This is a genomic window from Natrinema versiforme (assembly GCF_005576615.1).
In the GTDB taxonomy this organism is placed as follows: Archaea; Halobacteriota; Halobacteria; order Halobacteriales; family Natrialbaceae; genus Natrinema; species Natrinema versiforme_A.
The window spans coordinates 1238989-1257047 of the sequence record NZ_CP040330.1 but is presented as its reverse complement, the minus strand read 5'-3'; the positions used below and the strand labels follow the sequence as shown (position 1 = coordinate 1257047).

The window sequence follows — 18059 nt, the reverse complement described above, 5'->3', positions numbered from 1 at the left end:
TTTCGAGACCGACGACCGCGCTACTCGAAACGAGGCCGTCACCGCGGTTTTCGCGCGCGGGGATGTCGACTCACCGGTCCGCGTTTCGTCCCGGAAACACGATCTTGGCTCCGAGCAGTCCCACTATTCACTAGTAGCCATTGTCATCGTCGAGAAACGGCGTGATAGACGGCGGGATGTGACCGCTGTCTCGAATCCGCGGTTCTACGGCTGTTTACCGCTGAAACGATCTCTCTTGCTTTTGAAATACAGTGGCCATGTCGGGACCGAGAGCATGAGCACGGGGGTACCAGACATGACTACAAGAGGGACGGAGACGATCGGATACGAATACGACGAAGAGAGCCGGAAACCGGTTATCGGGGCCGATCCGACGATCAGACCGGGAACGATTATTTACAACGATGTCGTCATCGGTGACCGGTTCGATACCGGCCACTTCGCGCTCGTTCGTGAGGGAACGGAGATCGGTGACGATGTCCTCGTCGGAACGAACGCGGTCGTCGACGGCACCACGACGATCGGCTCGAGCGTGAGCCTCCAGACGGGTGCGTACGTTCCCGCGGAGAGTACGATCGGCGATCACGTCTTTCTCGGGCCACACGCCGTCCTGACGAACGATCCGTATCCGCTCCGGCGGGAGACGGATCTCGAGGGGCCGGTTCTCGAGGATCACGTCTCGGTCGGCGCGAACGCGACGATCCTTCCGGGCGTAACCGTCGGCCGGGAATCGTTCGTCGCCGCCGGCGCCGTCGTGACGGACGACGTTCCGGAGCGGACGCTGGCGGTCGGCGCGCCGGCGAGCCACGAGCCGCTGCCGGAGTCGCTTTGCGGGGGGAACGACCGGTGATTCCGATCGCGAACCCCGAACTGGGCGAGCGAGAGACCGACCGCGTCTCGGCCGTTCTCGAGAGCGGGATGCTCGCCGACGGGGACGAGGTTCGGGCGTTCGAACGGGAGTTCGCCGACTACTGCGACACCGAATTCGGCGTCGCGACGGCGAACGGAACGGCGGCGCTCCACGCCGCGCTCGAGGGACTCGGCATCGGCGCGGGCGACCGCGTGCTCACCACGCCGTTTTCGTTCGTCGCGACGGCGAACGCCATCAGACACGCCGGCGCGGAGCCGGTCTTCGCCGATATCGAGCCGGCCACGTACAACCTCGATCCGGCCGCGGCCCGCGAGGTCGCGCGGACGGACGACATCGACGCGATCCTCGTCGTTCACCTGTACGGCTGTCCGGCCGAGCTAGACGCCTTCGTCGACCTCGCCGCCGAACTCGAGGTGCCGCTGATCGAGGATTGCGCACAGGCCCACGGTGCGACGTACCGCGGCGAGCGGATCGGGTCGTTCGGGGACGCCGCCTGCTTCTCGTTCTATCCGACGAAGAACATGACGACCGGCGAGGGCGGGATCGTCCTGACCGACCGCCGCGACGTCGCGGCCGGGGTCGAGCGGTTCGTCGATCACGGTCGCACGGACGAGGGGACTCACGCGTCGGTCGGTCACAACTTCCGGATGACGTCGCTCGCGGCCGCGATCGGCCGCGCGCAACTCGAGCGGTTACCGACGTTCCTCGAGCGGCGGCGGGAGAACGCCGCTCGGCTGACCGACGGGCTCGCCGGAACGTCGCTGTCGCTGCCGACCGAACCGGCACACACGCGACACGCGTATCATCAGTATACCGTTCGGACGGACGATCGGCGGGCGATGCGGGACCACCTCGCGGCACACGACGTGGGGGCCGGCGTCTATTACCCCGCCTGTATCCACGAGCAACCGGCCTACGACGGCGTGACCCACGACGCGCCGGCGGCGGAGCGAGCGGCCGCCGAGGTGCTGTCGATCCCGGTCCACCCGAACGTCTCCGCCGACGATATCGACCGCATTACGGGGGTGATCGCCGACTATGCCGCCTGAACGGCAACTCGATGTCGGCGTCGTCGGCGTCGGCTCGATGGGGCGAAACCACGCGCGAGTGTACCACGGGCTCCCCGACGCGAACCTCGTCGGCGTCTTCGACATCGACGCGGACCGCGCGACGGCCGTCGCGACCGAGTACGGCGCGTCCCCGATGGGACTCGATGACCTCCTCGCGTCCGTCGATGCCGTCTCGGTCGTCGTCCCCACCGCACACCACTACGACGTGGCGACGGACTGTCTCGAGGCCAGCGTCGCGACCCTCGTCGAGAAACCCGTCGCCGAGGACCTCGAGACGGGGCGGAAACTCCGATCGGCGGCGAACGCGGCGGCCGTTCCGGTCCAGATCGGGCACATCGAACGGTTCAATCCCGCCGTGGAGACGCTCGAGTCGATGATCGCCGACCTGTCGGTCGTCGGTATTTCGGCCGAGCGGCTCGGCCCGCCGCCGGACCGCGCCATCGACGACAGTGCGGTCCTCGACCTGATGATTCACGATATCGATATCGTGCGCTCCCTGCTTGATGCAGAGCCTACTGCGATACAGAGCAGTGGCGTCAGTGACAACCGACACGCCGCGGCGCTCCTCGAGTTCGACTCCGGCGCGATGGCCTCGCTGACGGCCAGTCGATTGACCCAGCGGAAGGTGCGGACGCTCGAGGTGACCGCCGAGGAGTGTCTCGTCGAAGTCGATTACATCGACCAGTCGATCGAGATCCACCGCCGCTCGGTCCCCGAGTACGTCGAAGAGAACGGCGACGTCCGGTTCAGACACGAGAGCCTCGTCGAACGACCCCGCGTCCCGAACGAGGAACCGCTTCGCAACGAACTCGCGGCGTTCCTCGAGACGGCCGCCTCGGGCGAGCCGCCGCGGGTGACGGTCGACGACGGGCTCGCCGCTCTCGCGATCGCAAAGCGGATCGAGGCGCAGGGAGAGAGCGATCGAACCGCCGCGGGCGTGGAGGTCGCACATGACTGAGCAGCGCCACCGACGCGACCGCGACGGCGACCGCCTGTACGGGGTCGATCGACCATCAGCCCGACAGCGGGACGCGTTCGCGAGCGGGGCGATTCCGGTCGCCGTCTACGGGCTCGGCAAGATGGGGCTTCCCGTGGCGGCGGTGTTCGCGGAGACGACGGGGAACGTCCGCGGAGCCGACATCGACCCGGATGTCGTCGCGTCGATCAACGACGGTAACTGCCACCTAAAGCGGGAGCCGGGACTCCCGTCGCTCGTCGGCGAGACGGTCGCCGACGACGCACTGTCCGCGACGACGAGTCCGCGCGAGGCCGCCGAGCGGGCGTCGGTCCACGTCGTCATCGTCCCGACGCCGATCACCGACGAGAACGAACCCGACCTCTCGGTCCTCGACGCCGTCACCGAGGCGATCGGTGCCGGGCTGGATGCTGGGGACCTCGTCCTCGTCGAGTGCACCGTCCCGCCGCGGACGACGAGCGACCGGGTGCTGCCCGCACTCGAGGACGCGTCGGGGCTCGACCGCGGCGAGTTCGGACTGGCGTTCTGTCCGGAGCGGACCGCGAGCGGTCGGGCGCTCGCGGACATCCGCGGCGCGTACCCCAAGGTCGTCGGCGGCGTCGACGCCGAGAGCACCCGCGCGGCGACGGCGGTCTACGAGACGATCAACGACGAGGGCGTGATCGCGGTCGCCGACACCGCGACGGCGGAGGCCGTGAAGGTCTTCGAAGGGCTCTACAGGGACGTCAACATCGCGCTCGCGAACGAACTGGCGACGTTCACCGACGACTTCGGTATCGACGTCAGGGATGCGATCGAGGTCGCCAACACGCAGCCCTACTGCAATATCCACGACCCCGGACCCGGCGTCGGCGGCCACTGCATTCCGTTCTACCCCTACTTCGTCATCGAGCCCTTCGAGACGGACGCGCCGCTGTTGCGGACCGCTCGAGCGGTCAACGACTCGATGCCGTCGTACACGGTCGATACGCTCCGCGAGGCGTTCGCCACGGAGCGAACCGAGTTGGCCGATACCGCGATCGCACTCCTCGGACTCACCTACCGCCCCGGCGTCGAGGAGACTCGGGCGTCGCCGGCGCTCGGGATCGCCGACCGACTCGCGGCGTTCGGGGCCGAGGTCTACGGCGTCGATCCGGTCCTCGACTCGTTCGAACCGTTCGAGGAGCGGGGGGTGACCCCCGTCTCGCTCGAGGACCTGTATGACCGACCCGTCGACGGCGCAGTGCTGGTCACGCCCCACGAGGAGTTCGACGCGATCCGGTGGGACGACCTCGAGCGCGAGGGCGGCCGACTCGTCGTCGTCGACGGCCGGGCGGCACTGGAAGACGAAACGGTCGCGGAGACCGACCACCGAGTGATCGTCATCGGGGGTGAGACCGATGAGTGATTCCCAGTACGCGACGCCCGACCTCGGCGCGGACGAGGCGCGGATCTGCATCGTCGGACTCGGCTACGTCGGGCTCCCCTTGGCCTACGAGTTCGACGCCGCGGGCCACGAGGTATGGGGGTTCGACATCGACCCGGCAAAAGTCGAAACCCTCGAGTCGGGGACGGACCCGACGGACGATATCGGCGACCGCGAGATCGCGACCAGTTCGATCGAGTTCACGAGCGACGCGAGCGTGATCGCCGACGTCGAATACGTCATCGTCACCGTTCCCACGCCCGTCGACGGCTCCGAGAAGCCGGACCTCTCGTTCGTCGCCGACGCCGGGCGGATCATCGGCCGGCACATTCAGCCCGGGTCGATCGCGGCCCTCGAGTCGACCGTCTATCCGGGCGGGACACGGTCGGTGTTCGCGCCGGCGATCGAGCAGCACTCGGGGATGACCGCCGGCGAGGAGTTCGGCGTGGGATACGCCCCGGAGCGGGTCGTGCCGGGCGATCGAGAGCACACGATCCGAACCGTCACCAAGCTCGTCAGCGGACTGACCGAGGGGACGCGGGCCGAACTCGCGTCACTGTTCGAAACCGTCGTCGACGCTGACGTCCACGAAACGCCGACGATCGAGGCCGCCGAGACGGCCAAGTGCATCGAGAACGTCCAACGGGACCTGAACATCGCCCTCGTCAACGAGCTGGCGATCGCGTGCAGTCACTTGGGCCTGGACACGAGCGCCGTCCTCGAGGCGGCGGGCACGAAGTGGAACTTCCACGAGTACGAGCCGGGACTTGTCGGCGGCCACTGCATTCCGGTCGACCCGTTCTACCTGATCTACGAAACGGAACGGAACGGCTTCTCGCCGGAACTCATCCGGAAGGGGCGGGAGGTCAACAGCTACGTTCCGGAGCACGTCGCCAACATGACGATGAAGGCGCTCAACGACGGCGGAAACGTCCTTCGAGACAGCACCGTTCTGGTGCTCGGGTTGGCGTATAAGCCCGATGTCGGCGACATCAGAACGTCCGCGATCGATGGGGTGATCGAATCCCTCGAGGAGTTCGGCGTGTCGGTCGTCGGGGTCGATCCGATCGCCGACGACGACGCCGTCCGCGACGAGTTCGGGATCGAGGTTCGATCGACGGTTTCGCCCGACGGGGCCGACGGCATCGTGATCGGAACGCCACACAGCGCCTTCGACGACCTCGACTTCGAGGCGATCGTGTCGGCCATGAGCGAGGAGCCGATCGCGGTCGACGTCGACGGAACGTTCGAAGAGCGATTGGACGGACTCGTCTCCAGCTACAAACGGTTATAATGTACCGAGAACACACGATCGGCGTCGTCGTTCCGGCGTACAACGAGGAGGGGTTCGTCGGCGATGTGATCCGCGAGATGCCCGCGTTCGTCGACCGGATCTACGTCGTCGACGACCGGTCGACGGATCGCACGTGGGACGAAATCACCGCGAGCGCGCGGGCGGATGCAACCGACTGGAACCGAAGCGACGGGACCTACGGCGACGGGCTGGCGACCGCCGACGGCGGTGCCGTGGGTGGCTCCGCGGAAACCGCCCCCGTCGACATCACCAGTGACACCCTCGAGCGGCGCGCATCGGTCCGCGATCCGATCGGTCGCGTCGTCCCGATACGACACCGGGAGAATCGGGGGGCCGGCGGGGCGATTCTGACGGGGTATCTGGCCGCATTGGACGGCGGGAGCGAGATCACCGTGACCGTCGACGGCGACGGACAGATGGACCTCTCTCAGATGCCGAAACTCCTCGACCCGGTCGTCGAGGGAGCCGATTACGCGAAGGGGAACCGGCTCCTCTCCGCGGAGTACCGGGCCGAAATGCCGCCGTTCCGGTTCGTCGGCAACTCGGTCCTCTCGTTGCTCACCAAGATCGCCAGCGGCTACTGGAAGGTGAGCGATCCCCAGAACGGGTACACCGCCATCTCGCGCCACGCGCTCGAGACCATCGCCGTCGAGGAGTTGTACGAGTACTACGGCTACTGCAACGACCTGCTGGTGACGCTGAACGCCAATCGGATGCGCGTCGCCGACGTGGCGATCCCGTCGGTCTACGGCGAGGAGGAGTCCGGAATCACGTACCGGACGTACATCCCCAAGGTGTCCGGCATGCTCCTCCGGAACTTCCTGTGGCGGCTGAAATCGCGGTATCTGGTCGTCGATTTCCACCCGCTCGTGTTGTTCTACCTCTTCGGCGTCGCCTCGGCGTTCGTCGGGGTCCTGAGCGGCCTCTGGTCGCTCTTCACGGCCGCGCGGACGCGAGAGGAGGACCCGGACTCGAGCGGGGACAGGAGCGGGAGCGCGAGCCGAACCCGCGACGCCCTGACGAGCGCGGCGCTCGCGCTCTTCGGCGGCGTCTCGGTGGCCTTTGCGATGCTGCTCGACATGCGCGAGAACGAAGCATTGGAGGACCGAATCTATGAGTGAGACCGCCGAGCGCGTCGTGAGCACGATCCAACACCCCGCGCACGTCCACTTCTTTCGGAACGCGATCGGCGAACTCGAGGACCGGGGATACGACGTGCACGTGTTCGCGCGGGAGAAGGATCTCGTCCGCGATCTGCTCGAGGCCTACGACATCGAGTATCGGACGCTCGCGGCCGAACCCGGCAACTTGTACGAACTCGCCAAGGTGCAGGCGAAATACGAGTACGAGGTGATCCGACGCACTCGCGAGTTGGAGCCCGCGGCGTTGATGGCCATCGCGGAGCCGTCGATCACGCACGCGTCGCGTGTCAGCGGCGGGCGGAGCGTGCTGTTTACCGACACCGAGCACGCGACGGTACAGAACCTCCTCGCGTTCCCGTTCTCCGACGTCATCTGTACGCCCGACTCGTTCCGGGACGATCTCGGTTCGAACCACGTCCGGTACTCGGGCTACCACGAACTGGCGTATCTCCATCCGGACCGGTTCAGTCCGGACCCGACGGTACTGGACCGGATCGGTGCCGACGCGGACGAGACGCTGGTCGTGTTACGACTGGTCTCGTGGACGGCCGCACACGACGTGGGGAAAGACGGGCTGCAAGAGGTCGAACCGCTCGTCGAGCGACTCGAGGCGGCCGGCTGTCGGGTGGTGATAAGCGCCGAGGCGGCCCTTCCACCGTCGCTCGCGGACAGGGAGGTCTCCGTGCCGCCACACCGGATACACGACCTGCTGTCCCACGCCGACCTGCTGATCGGCGAGAGCGGGACGATGACCATCGAGAGCGCGCTCCTCGGCACGCCCGCGATGTTCGTCTCGCCGTTCTCCGCCGGCGTGCTGACCGAACTGGAAGACCGGTACGGGCTCGTGTTCTCCCGATCCGAAACGGAGACGCCGGCGGATCTGTCGCGACTTGCCACCACGATCGTCGCGGCGGATCCGGCGATCTGGCAACGGCGACGGCGAGCGCTCCTCGAGGAGAAGATCGACACCACGGCGTTCATCGTCCACGCCGTCGAGCAGGTGATCGACGCGTGACCTCGGTCCCGGATGACGCCGCGTTCGCGCTGTGTCTGACCCACGACGTCGACCGGCCCTACAAGACCTACCAAGCGCCGTACTACGCGGTGACGGAGCGCGATCCGTCACAGCTGCGCTCGCTGGTGACGGCGGAGCGGCCGTACTGGCAGTTCGACGCGATACGCACCCTCGAGGCGGAGTTGGGCGTTCGGTCGTCGTTTTACTTCCTGAACGAGAAACCCCTCCGGGAGAAGCCGCCGCGGGAGTGGGTGCGACCCGAGGCGTGGCAACTCTACGCCGGCAGATACGACATCACCGACGACGAGATCGTCGACGCGATCCGGACGCTGGATCGCGGCGGCTGGGAGATCGGTCTCCACGGCTCCTACGACTCCTACGACGACCGCGACCGACTCGCCGCCGAGAAGGCGACGCTCGAGTCGATTCTGGGCCACGAGATCGTCGGCGGTCGCCAACACTACCTCAACGTGGATCGGCCGCGGACGTGGCGGTACCACCGCGAGATCGGACTGCGCTACGACGCGAGTCTCGGCTCGAGCGACGACTACGGGTTCGACGGCCGCTACGACGTCGTTCGGCCGTTTGACGACGAGTTCGTCGTCTTCCCGCTGACGATCATGGAGACGGCGTTGGTAGAGAACACCCCCTCGATCGACCGCGCGTGGTCCGAGTGCCGCCGACTCCTGACGGAAGCGGCGGAAAACGACGCCGTCGCGACCGTCCTCTGGCACCCCCGGTACATGAACGAGGCCGAGTTTCCCGGTTACCGGCGGCTCTACCGGCGGCTGATCGAGGAAGCGCTGGCGATGGGGGCGTGGGTCGGCCCCTGCGGCGAGTACTACGACCGACTCGAGACGGTGACTGCCAACGCATGAGCATCGATATCACTCAATTCGACGCCGACGACCGCATCGATCGCGAGCAGTGGGACGATCACGTCCGCACCTCTCGCGGCGGGACGCTGTTCCACACGTTCGATATGCTCGAACTCATCGAACGCCACGCGTCGGCCGACCTGTACCCGTTCATCGGCTACAAGGGACAGGAACCGGTCGGCGTGTTTCCGGTCTTCGAACTCAGCAAGGGCGGGATCTCCGCGGCCTTTTCCCCGCCGCCGCGGATGGGGATCCCGAGCATGGGACCGGCACCGCTCAACGACGGCCACCTGAAACGCCGGAAAGCCGAACGCCGGCTGCGGCGCTTCGTCGAGGGCTGTCTCGAGTCGATCGACGAGCGGATCGGGCCGCGGTACAGTCGCGTCTGCACTTCGGTCGGCGTCGACGACCCCCGGCCGTTCACGTGGAACGAGTTCGATGCGTCGCCCCGGCACACGTACGTCCTCGCCATCGACCGGGACCCCGAGGACCTCAAACAGTCGTTCTCCAAATCGCTGCGACGGTACCTCGACCCCGACGAGGACGACGCCGAACGCTTCCGGATCGAGGAACGCGGTACGGAGGCGATCGAGTTCATCCACGAGCAGGTCACCGCGAGATACGAGGCCCAAGACCGAACGTACACGGTCCCCCTCGAGTTCCTCCTCGAGGCCTACGAAACGCTGCCGGCGGGGCGGCTCAGACCGTACGTCGGGGCGGTCGATGGCGACCTCGCGAGCGGGATTCTCGTCTTCGAGGGGCCGTCGACGATCTACTACTCGGCGGGCGGCGGAAAACCGGACGTCGACTTCCCGATAAACGACCTCCTGCACTGGCGGATCATCCGCGACGCGCGGGACAGAGGCATCGAACGCTACGATCTCTGCGGCGCGAACACCAAACGAATCTGTACGTACAAATCGAAGTTCAATCCCGACCTCGCCACGTACTACGAGGTCGAACGGGGAACGCCCGTCATGAACGCCGTCTCGAGTCTCTACAGGCGGCTCCGGTAATCGAATCGGAGGCCGGTAGGGCCCGTTCTGTGAATCGGTCGGTCGAATCACGCCGCAGTCGGGTGCGGCGCACCGCGGCCGTTATCGGATTCGTTCCGTGTCGAGGTAGGTGTGGGTTCCGCCCTCAACGTAGGTGAGATCGACCAGTTCACCCGTGATCTGCAGCCGGTGGACCCCGCGCTCGATCGTTCCGGTCACGCTGTCGGCCGAGTCGCTCGTCACGTCCGCGCTCGTGTCGGCGTCGGGTTCGATGGTGCCGTCGACGGTAATCTCGTAGACGGACTCGGTGCCGTTACCCACGATGGTCAGGGTCGACGACGATCCGTCGCCGTACTCGGCGGGATCGACCCGCTCGTCGTTGACCGAGACCCGCGCCGGCCCGTCGACGCTGAGGTCCTCGAGTTCGCCGCTGAAGACGAACGCGTCTCGCCAGCCGCCGACGGATCCCGTGACGGTGCCGCCGTCGACGGTGTCGGCGTCGTTGACCGTCGCTCCCCTGTAGTTCGACGCTTCGGCCGTGCCGCTGACGGTGAACTCGTAGTCGGTCCCGCCGACGGTGCCGATGCCGTCGATGAGGATCGTGTTGTCGAGGCTCTCCTCGGGTTCCGGCGGGGACTCCGGATAGTCGTCGAAGGTGACGACGTCGTCGCCGGCGCCGTCGGCCGGGCCGCGCCACGCGCGTTCGGGATACGGATCGAACGCCATCGCGACGATGTCGCCGTTGAAGTAGAACCCGTCGTACGTGCCGGGGCCCGCGGTGGCTTCGACGACCGCGTACTCGCCTTCCTCGCTGACGGTGACGGTCTCGTTGTAGCTCGCTCGTCCCCAGTCGGACTGGACGATCTCGCCGTCGACGTAGAGCGTGTACGCCGAGGCGGAATCGCCGTTTCGGAAGGAAAAGCGCTCTTCGTACTGGTCGCTCTGGCTCGGAGGCACGACGTTGTCGTGGGCGTCGTAGTCGAAGCCGCCGCTGCCGCCGTCGCGGTCCTCCGGCAGGCCGCCGACCGCGATCCGGTGGTTATCGTAGTAGATATCCGTATCTCGCGGGGCGACCTCGGAGCCGCCATAGCGCATGACGGGACCGAGTAGCTGGTGGGCCTGCTGCGGTTCGGTCGTCCAGCGGAAGTCGTCGCGATGGTACACTTCCTCGCCGTCGACCCAGACGCGGACGAGCCCGTCGGCGTTCGCCTGGCCGTTCGAGATCGTGTTCATCTCGATGTAGGTCTCGACGCGCTGCCACTCTCCGGGTCGGAAGATATCCGACCGGACGACATCGGATTCGCCGGACGAGGCCCGGCGATCCATGTGGTAGCTGTAGACGTTCAGCCCGAACGGCCCGCTCGAGTTGCCGTCGTGGTCGTAGACGTAGAGCCGAACGGACCAGCCGTCGTCGCCCGACGGCGGGCCGTCGACGCCGGAGTGAGCATCGCCCCACTGGATATTGATCCCGGCGTTGAGAAAGCGGACGTTGTCGCCGGTGGCGTTGAACGTCATCGATTCACCGCATTTGATGTCGATGGACTGGTAGACCGCTTTCGGCGCGTCGTAGCCGTCCTGTAGGATGTCGTAACTGACGTTCTGGTTGGTATTCCGATTTCGCTCCGTGTGGATGGACAGGACCTGCCCGTCGTCCCTGTCCGAGGGAGTGAACCCGTAGGAGCCGTTCCCGGACGTGTAGTGGTAGATGTCGTCGGGACTGCTGTACTGGTCGTAGTCGAGTTCGATCCAGTCGACCTCGCTCGCGGCGCTCACTGTCCCGGTCGCTGCGCCCGCGCCCGCCGCAAGTGCAGCGGCCGTTCCGGTCAGTTTCAGATACGAACGACGGTCGATCTCGTCGTCGGTCGTCGATCGCCGTGGGCCATCGGCGTCGGTACTGTCGTCATCCGCTACCGATCTGTCGCGTGCCATTCGACCGGGTAATGAGAATATACCGCTATAAACTTTTCCGGACTCATTGTTGTTCATATTTTCAGAGTGTATATTTATCTTAGTACTAGTATTGGGAACTATATTCTATCTGTACCGATAACTTATATTCCGCCGCGTCGCCGTCCGGGGGTTCCATTTGTCTACCCTCATCTCCTTCCGTATGCAATACCAAAACGGATGCGAGTAAAATAATATTACCGGCGATGAACAACTCGAGCGAAACGCTTCACCGCACACTGTGGCGATACATCTTCCGTAATACCGAATTACCCGCACAGAACTTCGTCGCGACGGACCGGCAGTGGCGGAACTCAGGGCACGAAACCGTCCCTTCGGCGACCCGCCGGGGCTCGTTACGAGCGCCGAGCGGACGGCGCGCGGTCGGATGCGGCGGGTCCAACGACGATCCGGTGATCGCCGTACTGAATCGATTGCTCGGCCGGGGCGACCTCGCTGCCGCCGTACCTGACGCGGGGACCGAGATACTCGATCGCCTGCGCGTCCGTCGTCGTAAAGCGGAGATCCTCACGTTCGTAGGCGAGTTCGCCGTCGAGCCAGTAGCGGATGACGCCGTCGGAATTCGCCCGGCCGTTCTGGTACGTGTTCATCCGGACGTATGTCTCGAGGTCGACCCACTCGCCGATGGGGATCGCCGCGTCGGTGAGCTCGATCTCGCCGGAGCCGCTGTGATAGTCCATGTGGTAGGTGTACGTCGCCAGCCCGTACGTTCCGGCGGGCGGGTTCCCGCGGTTCGCCAGACAGACGACCGACGACCAGCCGTCGGCGCCCGTCGGCGGTCCGCGCCCGCCCGAGCCCGCGTTGCCGGCCTCCGTGTTGAACCCGATAGCCGTGAACCGACAGAGGTCGTCGGGGGCCATCTCCCAGCCGTCGCTGATGGAGACCCGCTGTCGCTGGTAAGCCTCCGACGGCTGCCCGTAGCCCTGTTCGGACAGCCAGTACATCGCGTTCGTGCCCCAGCTATTGCCGCTGCCGACCGTGATCGAAAGCGACTGCGACCCGGACTGGGTCGGGTGCTGACCCATCGCCGCGCTCGCTTCGTTCCCGTTCCAGACGCGGTACGCGTCCGACGGTGCGTCGATTCGATCGTAGTCGATGTCGATCACGCTCGAGGCCTCGTCCGACGTGCCGGTCGCCGGCGCACCGTCAGCGCCGGCCGCCGATGCGCTCGCGGTGCCGGCGGTCAGCCCGGCCGCGACCGCCGCACCGGTCGCTCGCAGGTACGACCGACGGGAACACGCGTTGTCGGACGCCCGATCCGTACCGTTCGTCGACTCGTCGCCACCGAGTAAGAACCGATTGGGGACCATGCGACTCGAGTAATCAATTGTTCCGTTATCAACCTTCGTTTCCTGACTTCGTACCGAAAATACGACTGTTTGATGGAGAATATTAACGCTCGTAGTAATTCGGTCTCTCCGGAACGTTCGACGGTCGCGGGACGAGGGTCGAGTAATAACGTATTGAATCGCCAGTTGCAGCCGACGAGTGAACTGTTTCGATCGCGTCTCGGAGCGGACCGACACGGGACGGAGTTGCGCGACCGTTCACGCACGAGGACCTGCGCGCATCCACAGACCGAGCTGTCTTTGTACCAATCCTGTACGTCGCCTGTACGGGATTGTTTGACTTATTTCACAGTACATTCCCACAACACAAAACGACACATAGGTCGGTGGTGGACTGGCCGTATGACCGATACCGAGGACCGACAGCGCGACTCGGCGAGTACCGATACCGGTGGTATCGCGAGCGGATCGACGATCGAGGATCGACTCTCGGAGTTCGATCCGCGGGAACTCGCCCGCTCGCTCGGCGCACGGGCGAACGGGGACCGCGAGCGATCGGAGGGCGGTGGCGACCGGAACGACTCACCGCTCTCGGCGGTGTGCTACCGGTCCATCAGCGGCGCCAACGAGAACCAGTGGAACAACGCCGTCTCCCAGTCCGACCGCGGAACGCTGTTTCACCGGTACGAGTGGCTCCGCGCGATCGAGGATGGGTTCGACTCTGACCCGTGTCACATCGTCGTCGAGAAACGCGGGAACCCAGTCGGACTCATGCCGAACTTCGTCACCGACCTCTCGCTGCCCGATGCCGTCGTCGACGCGCTCCCGGTGACCCCGCCCGTTCGGCAACTCGTCTCCGCCGATCCGGGATTCGGCGGGCCGGTCGTCACCTCGAGCGAGGGCGATACCGTCGACCTCCTGTTCGACGCCCTCGAGACGGTGGCCGGACCGCGGATCCTCTCCCATCGCGTTCGCGCGTACGACCCGGAGTACGTCCGGTACGGTCGCTACCTCGAGGCGCGGGGCTATCGCTCGACGCTCGACTCCTGTCTCTTGGTTCTCGACCTCGGCGACGGGTGGGAGGCCATCCGCGAGAACATGGACAAGGAGCGCCGACGGGACCTCCGGAAGGCCCACGAGCAGGACTACCGCGTGGAGATCGACCCGCTCGGGGACGACCTCGAGACCACGTATCGGTGGTACGCGAAGAACGTCGATCGCGTCAACGGCACCGCCCATCCCCGGGAGTTCTTGGAAGCGATCGCGGACCGGCTCGAGGAGCGGGTCCGCGTGTTCCGGGCCGTCGTCGACGGGGACGACGTCGGCCGATACGTCTACCTCCTCGACGAGGAAGGCGGGACGCTCCACCACTGGCTGTCGGCGATTCCGGACACGGAGAACTACCAATACCATCCGTCCGAACTCATGCACGAACGAGCGATCAAGTGGGGGATCGAGCGGGGGGACGACCGGTACAGTTTCGGACGGACCGGCTCGCACTTCGATAACTCGGTGTTCACGTTCAAACGGAAGTACGGCGGCGACGCGATCCCCCTGGTCGAGATGGAGACGGGGTACTCCCGACTCGGCTGGTCGCTCTACCGGTTGGGCCGCTCGCTGTACCTCGAGCGGACCCAGTGAGGCCCGCGGCCGGCCGAGACGAACGGGGCCTCGATCACTCGCCGGCGTAGTCGTCGATATCGACTTGGTCTCCGTCGACCCACAGCTCGGCGGGGTCGGGGTCCGCCGAAATCGAGACGATTTCGCCGTTATAGAAGTAGCCGTCCGTACTCGAGGGCACGATCGTCGCTTCGACGACCGTCTCCCCGTCGTCGGTAATCGAGACGGTGTCGTTGTACGTCGCCCGCTGGCCGTCGATGTTGCTCCACTCCGAGTGGACGATCTCGCCGTCACAGCGGATCGTGTACGTCGTCCGCTCGTCCCGGCTCACGAACGTGATCCGTCCCTCGTACTCGTCTCTGACCGTCGGGCTCACGAACCCGTCTTGCTCGTCGTAGGACGGGATGGGCGGGGCGTCGCCGAGGACGAGCCGATGCTCGTCGTAGTACAGCCGGAGATCCGTCGGCGCGTTCTCGCTGCCGCCGTACCGGACGATCGGACCGGCGTGTTCGACGGCCTGCGCGTCGGTCGTCGTCCACCGAAAGTCCGTCCGTTCGTACACCAGTTCTCCGTTCAGCCAGTACCGAACCTCGCCGTTGGGCACCGCCTCCCCGTCGACGATCGAGTTCATCCGTACGTGGGTCTCGAGTTCGAACCACTCGCCGCTCGGGATCGGTGCCGCGATGACCTCGAGTTCGCCGGCCGAGTACGATTGGTCCATGTGGTACGTGTAGGCGGCCAGATTGTACTCGTCGGTCCCGTTCCCGTCCGGTCCGCGAGTGGTGACGGTCACGAGGTTCGACCAGCCGTCGTCGCCGGTGGGCGGTCCGTTGCCGCCGGAACCGGCCGGACCGGCCTCGTCGTTTAGCCCGGTACACCAGAACCGGCAGACGTCCTTGCCCTCCATTTCCCAGTCGTCGCCCAGCGAGATTACCGCTCGCTGGTAGACCTCGCTGGGTTGGCCGTAGCCGTTGACGGGCAACCAGTACGTCGCGTTGCTGCCGTTGTTCTCGCCGTTCCCGATCCGGCAGCGCATGGCGCTGTCGCCGTTGTACACTCGATCATCGACGAACGAGTAGCTCTCTCCCTCCTTGCCCGTCCAGATGCGGTAGACATCCCCCGGCCGATCGTGTTGGTCGTAATCGATGTCGATCACCGCCGCGTCGTCAGCCGGCTGTTCGGGCGGTTCGATGGCGTCGTCGTCGGTCGCGTTGCCCTGATCCGTCCGGCCGTCCGTCGGCGTGAACCTCGCGGCACCGACCGCCACCCCCACGCCCGCCAGCAGCGCTCCCGCGCCCTTTAGATACGACCGTCGAGTTCGCATTCTATCGACGGTATCGGCTCCGGTGACAATACAGTTCGTACTGTGCCCGTTCGGAATCTCTGATTAGGCGGGTCCCGGTCGAGTAATCGAAACCTACGCTGATACGACCCGCGCGAACGGAACAGCGACGGCCGATCCCGCGGACCGCTCCGGCTCGACCGGCTCCCCGATCGAGATCGGCCGGCAGTAACGTTCACGAACGCACGAACGACGGTGGATAGCTTTTCCGGAGTGGTCCGCGTAGGGGCGAGCCATCCGTGCCCGCGACGACAGCAACTGCAGCGCTGCCCGGACGAAACGACCGGTGTGTCGCCCGCTCGAGCCGTCGCGACCCGGCGATCACCCGTCCGCTCGAGGGGGTCCGATGAGTCGGCGACTTGTCGCCCTCTCCGTCGGCGCAATGGTCGCGCTGCCGATCGTAGCAGTGATCGGGCTCGCCGTGCCGCTCTGGCTCGGGCTATCTAACCTCGCCGTTCTGGGGCTGTACGTCGCGATTCCGATGGTCGCCTCGCCGCTCGTCGTCCGTCGAGTCGGCACCGACCGAATCGCCCGCCACACCCAGCTCGGCTCCCTCGGGGCCATCGACTGGCGACTCCTCTCGATCGTCTTCCACGTCATCCTGAGCGCGCTCGTACTCCTCGTCGCCCGCACCGCGGTTCGTCCCACGGTGTTCTTCCTGGGCGTCGGGGCGCTGTACACGACGTGTTTCCTGCTCGCCGTCTCGAGCGGCGAGAGTGCGAGCCGGACGATCGTCCTCTATCACGTCGCGGTCGCGCTGTTGCTCGTGATCTTCAGCGTGACGCTCAACTACGACTTCTTCGTCGGTCGAACCGATCTGTCGACCCACATCTCAATGACGAATTTCGTCGTCGAAACGGGGTCGACGCCGTCACAGCCCGCGTCGTACGAGCCGTTCGTCCTCTGGCACGCCCTCGCGGGAGCCACGTCGCAGGTGTTCGGCGACTGGGTCTCACCCCACGCCACGATGTATCTGCTCTCCGGGCTCACCTTCGGCGCCGGCGTGCCGATGATGTACTCCTTTGCCCGCCGAGTGTACCCCAACGAGCGGGTCGGGCTGCTATCGTGTCTGCTCCTGATCTCCGTCCCGATGTACATCTTCTACGGGATGTATTCGATCCCCCGGAGCATCACGTCCGTGCTCTTCCTCGGACTGCTGCTCGCGGCCGTGACGCCGCCATCGGCCCGAACGCGGGCGCTGACCCTGCTCTTCCTCCTCGGAATCGTGGTCTATCACCCCGTTTCGATCCCGTTCGTGCTGGTCATCCTCGGCGTGTTGTTCGTCGCGGAGCGGCTCCTCGGCCGTCGAGCCCGGATCGTCGACGGGTTCCTCCTCGCGTCGGCGGCCCTCGTCACGACCACGTACTGGCTCTACCGCGCGGAGTTTCTCGTCGCGCGAATCGCGGACGCGATCGTCACGAGTTTCGCCGGCTCCGGCGGGGAGTCCGCCCCCTCGAGCGTGCTCACTGCGCCGTGGGTCGAACTCGCCAATTACGTCCCGTACGCGTTCCTCTTGGGGTTCGTCTTGCTCGGGTTCCTGTTCTGGCTCCGGTCGACGCGGACCCACGACACGACGTTCGTCGCGGTCGGCGTACTGACCGTCGTACTGATCCCGCTGGTCTTCCCGGGACCGACGCTCCTGTTGGACTCGCTGGTCGGCGTGAACGTCGGTCGGTTCGAGCACTACAGCTTCATGCTCGTGGCGCTGACCGGGGCCGTCGGGCTCCACCAGCTGTTGCGCCGGGGCGGGTTCAAGGCCTTCGTCGTCTTGCTCCTCGTCGTCTCCTGTTTCTCCGTCGCGGCCGTCTCGAACGACTTCGTCGCCACGGACAACCCGATGGTCGAACGCCCGTTCTATACGTACTACCTCACCGAGCAGGAGCGGGGGTCCTTCGAATCGATCGACGAGCGACGCGCCGGCGAGATCGGTGCCGACCGAGTCACCTGTCGCTATCTGACCGAGGTCCGCTCGTCGACGTGTACGATCGCCAACGCCGCGGACGAGGACCTGTTCGCGGGGTACGACGGCGTCGTCGTCCGCGAGGGCGAACTCGAGCGGCGGCCGTTACAGTTCAGAGAGTACGTCCCCGAGTCCGAGTTCCCGCGGGAGGAGCTAAACGACCGCCACCGAGTCTACGATTCGGGCTCGGTGTCGTACTACGCGTAACCGACT

The 18059-nt window shown here is 65.9% G+C and carries 14 protein-coding genes; 11 read left to right on the top strand and 3 right to left on the bottom strand.

Going from position 1 to position 18059, the window contains the following annotated elements; genetic code table 11:
* Positions 1–295 precede the first annotated feature (295 nt).
* Genes FEJ81_RS06170 through FEJ81_RS06130 form a run of 9 tightly spaced genes read left to right on the top strand, consistent with a single transcriptional unit; the run spans position 296 to position 9688 of the window.
* The gene (locus tag FEJ81_RS06170; RefSeq protein WP_324618338.1) at positions 296–850 is read left to right on the top strand and encodes an acyltransferase; all 555 of its coding nucleotides are present in this window, start codon (positions 296–298) and stop codon (positions 848–850) included.
* A complete protein-coding gene (locus tag FEJ81_RS06165; RefSeq protein ID WP_138244456.1) occupies positions 847–1920 on the top strand; it encodes a DegT/DnrJ/EryC1/StrS family aminotransferase in 1074 nt (357 codons plus the stop codon). Before FEJ81_RS06170 ends, FEJ81_RS06165 begins: the two co-directional genes overlap by 4 nt.
* A complete protein-coding gene (locus tag FEJ81_RS06160) occupies positions 1910–2899 on the top strand; it encodes a Gfo/Idh/MocA family protein (RefSeq protein WP_138244455.1) in 990 nt (329 codons plus the stop codon). Before FEJ81_RS06165 ends, FEJ81_RS06160 begins: the two co-directional genes overlap by 11 nt.
* Positions 2892–4304: a nucleotide sugar dehydrogenase gene (locus FEJ81_RS06155; protein WP_138244454.1), complete on the top strand. Its 1413-nt coding sequence runs from the start codon at positions 2892–2894 to the stop codon at positions 4302–4304. Before FEJ81_RS06160 ends, FEJ81_RS06155 begins: the two co-directional genes overlap by 8 nt.
* Positions 4297–5616 (top strand): nucleotide sugar dehydrogenase, encoded by a 1320-nt coding sequence (locus FEJ81_RS06150; protein WP_138244453.1) that lies wholly within the window; start codon positions 4297–4299, stop codon positions 5614–5616. The genes FEJ81_RS06155 and FEJ81_RS06150 overlap by 8 nt, the downstream gene beginning before the upstream one ends.
* Positions 5616–6758 carry a glycosyltransferase family 2 protein gene (locus FEJ81_RS06145; protein WP_138244452.1) on the top strand — a complete coding sequence of 381 codons (1143 nt, stop codon included), beginning with the start codon at positions 5616–5618 and terminating at the stop codon, positions 6756–6758. The genes FEJ81_RS06150 and FEJ81_RS06145 overlap by 1 nt, the downstream gene beginning before the upstream one ends.
* Positions 6751–7794, top strand: a complete 1044-nt coding sequence (locus FEJ81_RS06140) for a DUF354 domain-containing protein (RefSeq protein WP_138244451.1) — start codon at positions 6751–6753, stop codon at positions 7792–7794. Before FEJ81_RS06145 ends, FEJ81_RS06140 begins: the two co-directional genes overlap by 8 nt.
* Positions 7791–8672 carry a polysaccharide deacetylase family protein gene (locus FEJ81_RS06135; protein ID WP_138244450.1) on the top strand — a complete coding sequence of 294 codons (882 nt, stop codon included), beginning with the start codon at positions 7791–7793 and terminating at the stop codon, positions 8670–8672. Before FEJ81_RS06140 ends, FEJ81_RS06135 begins: the two co-directional genes overlap by 4 nt.
* A complete protein-coding gene (locus FEJ81_RS06130) occupies positions 8669–9688 on the top strand; it encodes a GNAT family N-acetyltransferase (protein WP_138244449.1) in 1020 nt (339 codons plus the stop codon). The genes FEJ81_RS06135 and FEJ81_RS06130 overlap by 4 nt, the downstream gene beginning before the upstream one ends.
* Positions 9689–9769: 81 nt before the next feature.
* On the opposite strand, the gene FEJ81_RS06125 is transcribed toward FEJ81_RS06130, so the two are convergent.
* A complete protein-coding gene (locus tag FEJ81_RS06125; RefSeq protein ID WP_138244448.1) occupies positions 9770–11596 on the bottom strand; it encodes a hypothetical protein in 1827 nt (608 codons plus the stop codon).
* A gap of 374 nt (positions 11597–11970) precedes the next feature.
* Positions 11971–12945 carry a hypothetical protein gene (locus tag FEJ81_RS06120; RefSeq protein ID WP_138244447.1) on the bottom strand — a complete coding sequence of 325 codons (975 nt, stop codon included), beginning with the start codon at positions 12943–12945 and terminating at the stop codon, positions 11971–11973.
* Between the two features lie 381 nt (positions 12946–13326).
* Between FEJ81_RS06120 and FEJ81_RS06115 the strand changes: the two genes are divergently transcribed.
* Positions 13327–14565: a GNAT family N-acetyltransferase gene (locus FEJ81_RS06115; protein WP_138244446.1), complete on the top strand. Its 1239-nt coding sequence runs from the start codon at positions 13327–13329 to the stop codon at positions 14563–14565.
* Positions 14566–14599: 34 nt separating this feature from the next.
* On the opposite strand, the gene FEJ81_RS06110 is transcribed toward FEJ81_RS06115, so the two are convergent.
* Positions 14600–15868: a heparin lyase I family protein gene (locus tag FEJ81_RS06110; RefSeq protein ID WP_138244445.1), complete on the bottom strand. Its 1269-nt coding sequence runs from the start codon at positions 15866–15868 to the stop codon at positions 14600–14602.
* 364 nt (positions 15869–16232) lie between these two features.
* Here FEJ81_RS06110 and FEJ81_RS06105 point away from each other — a divergent pair, with 364 nt between their 5' ends.
* The gene (locus tag FEJ81_RS06105) at positions 16233–18053 is read left to right on the top strand and encodes a hypothetical protein (RefSeq protein ID WP_138244444.1); all 1821 of its coding nucleotides are present in this window, start codon (positions 16233–16235) and stop codon (positions 18051–18053) included.
* Positions 18054–18059: the final 6 nt, after the last annotated feature.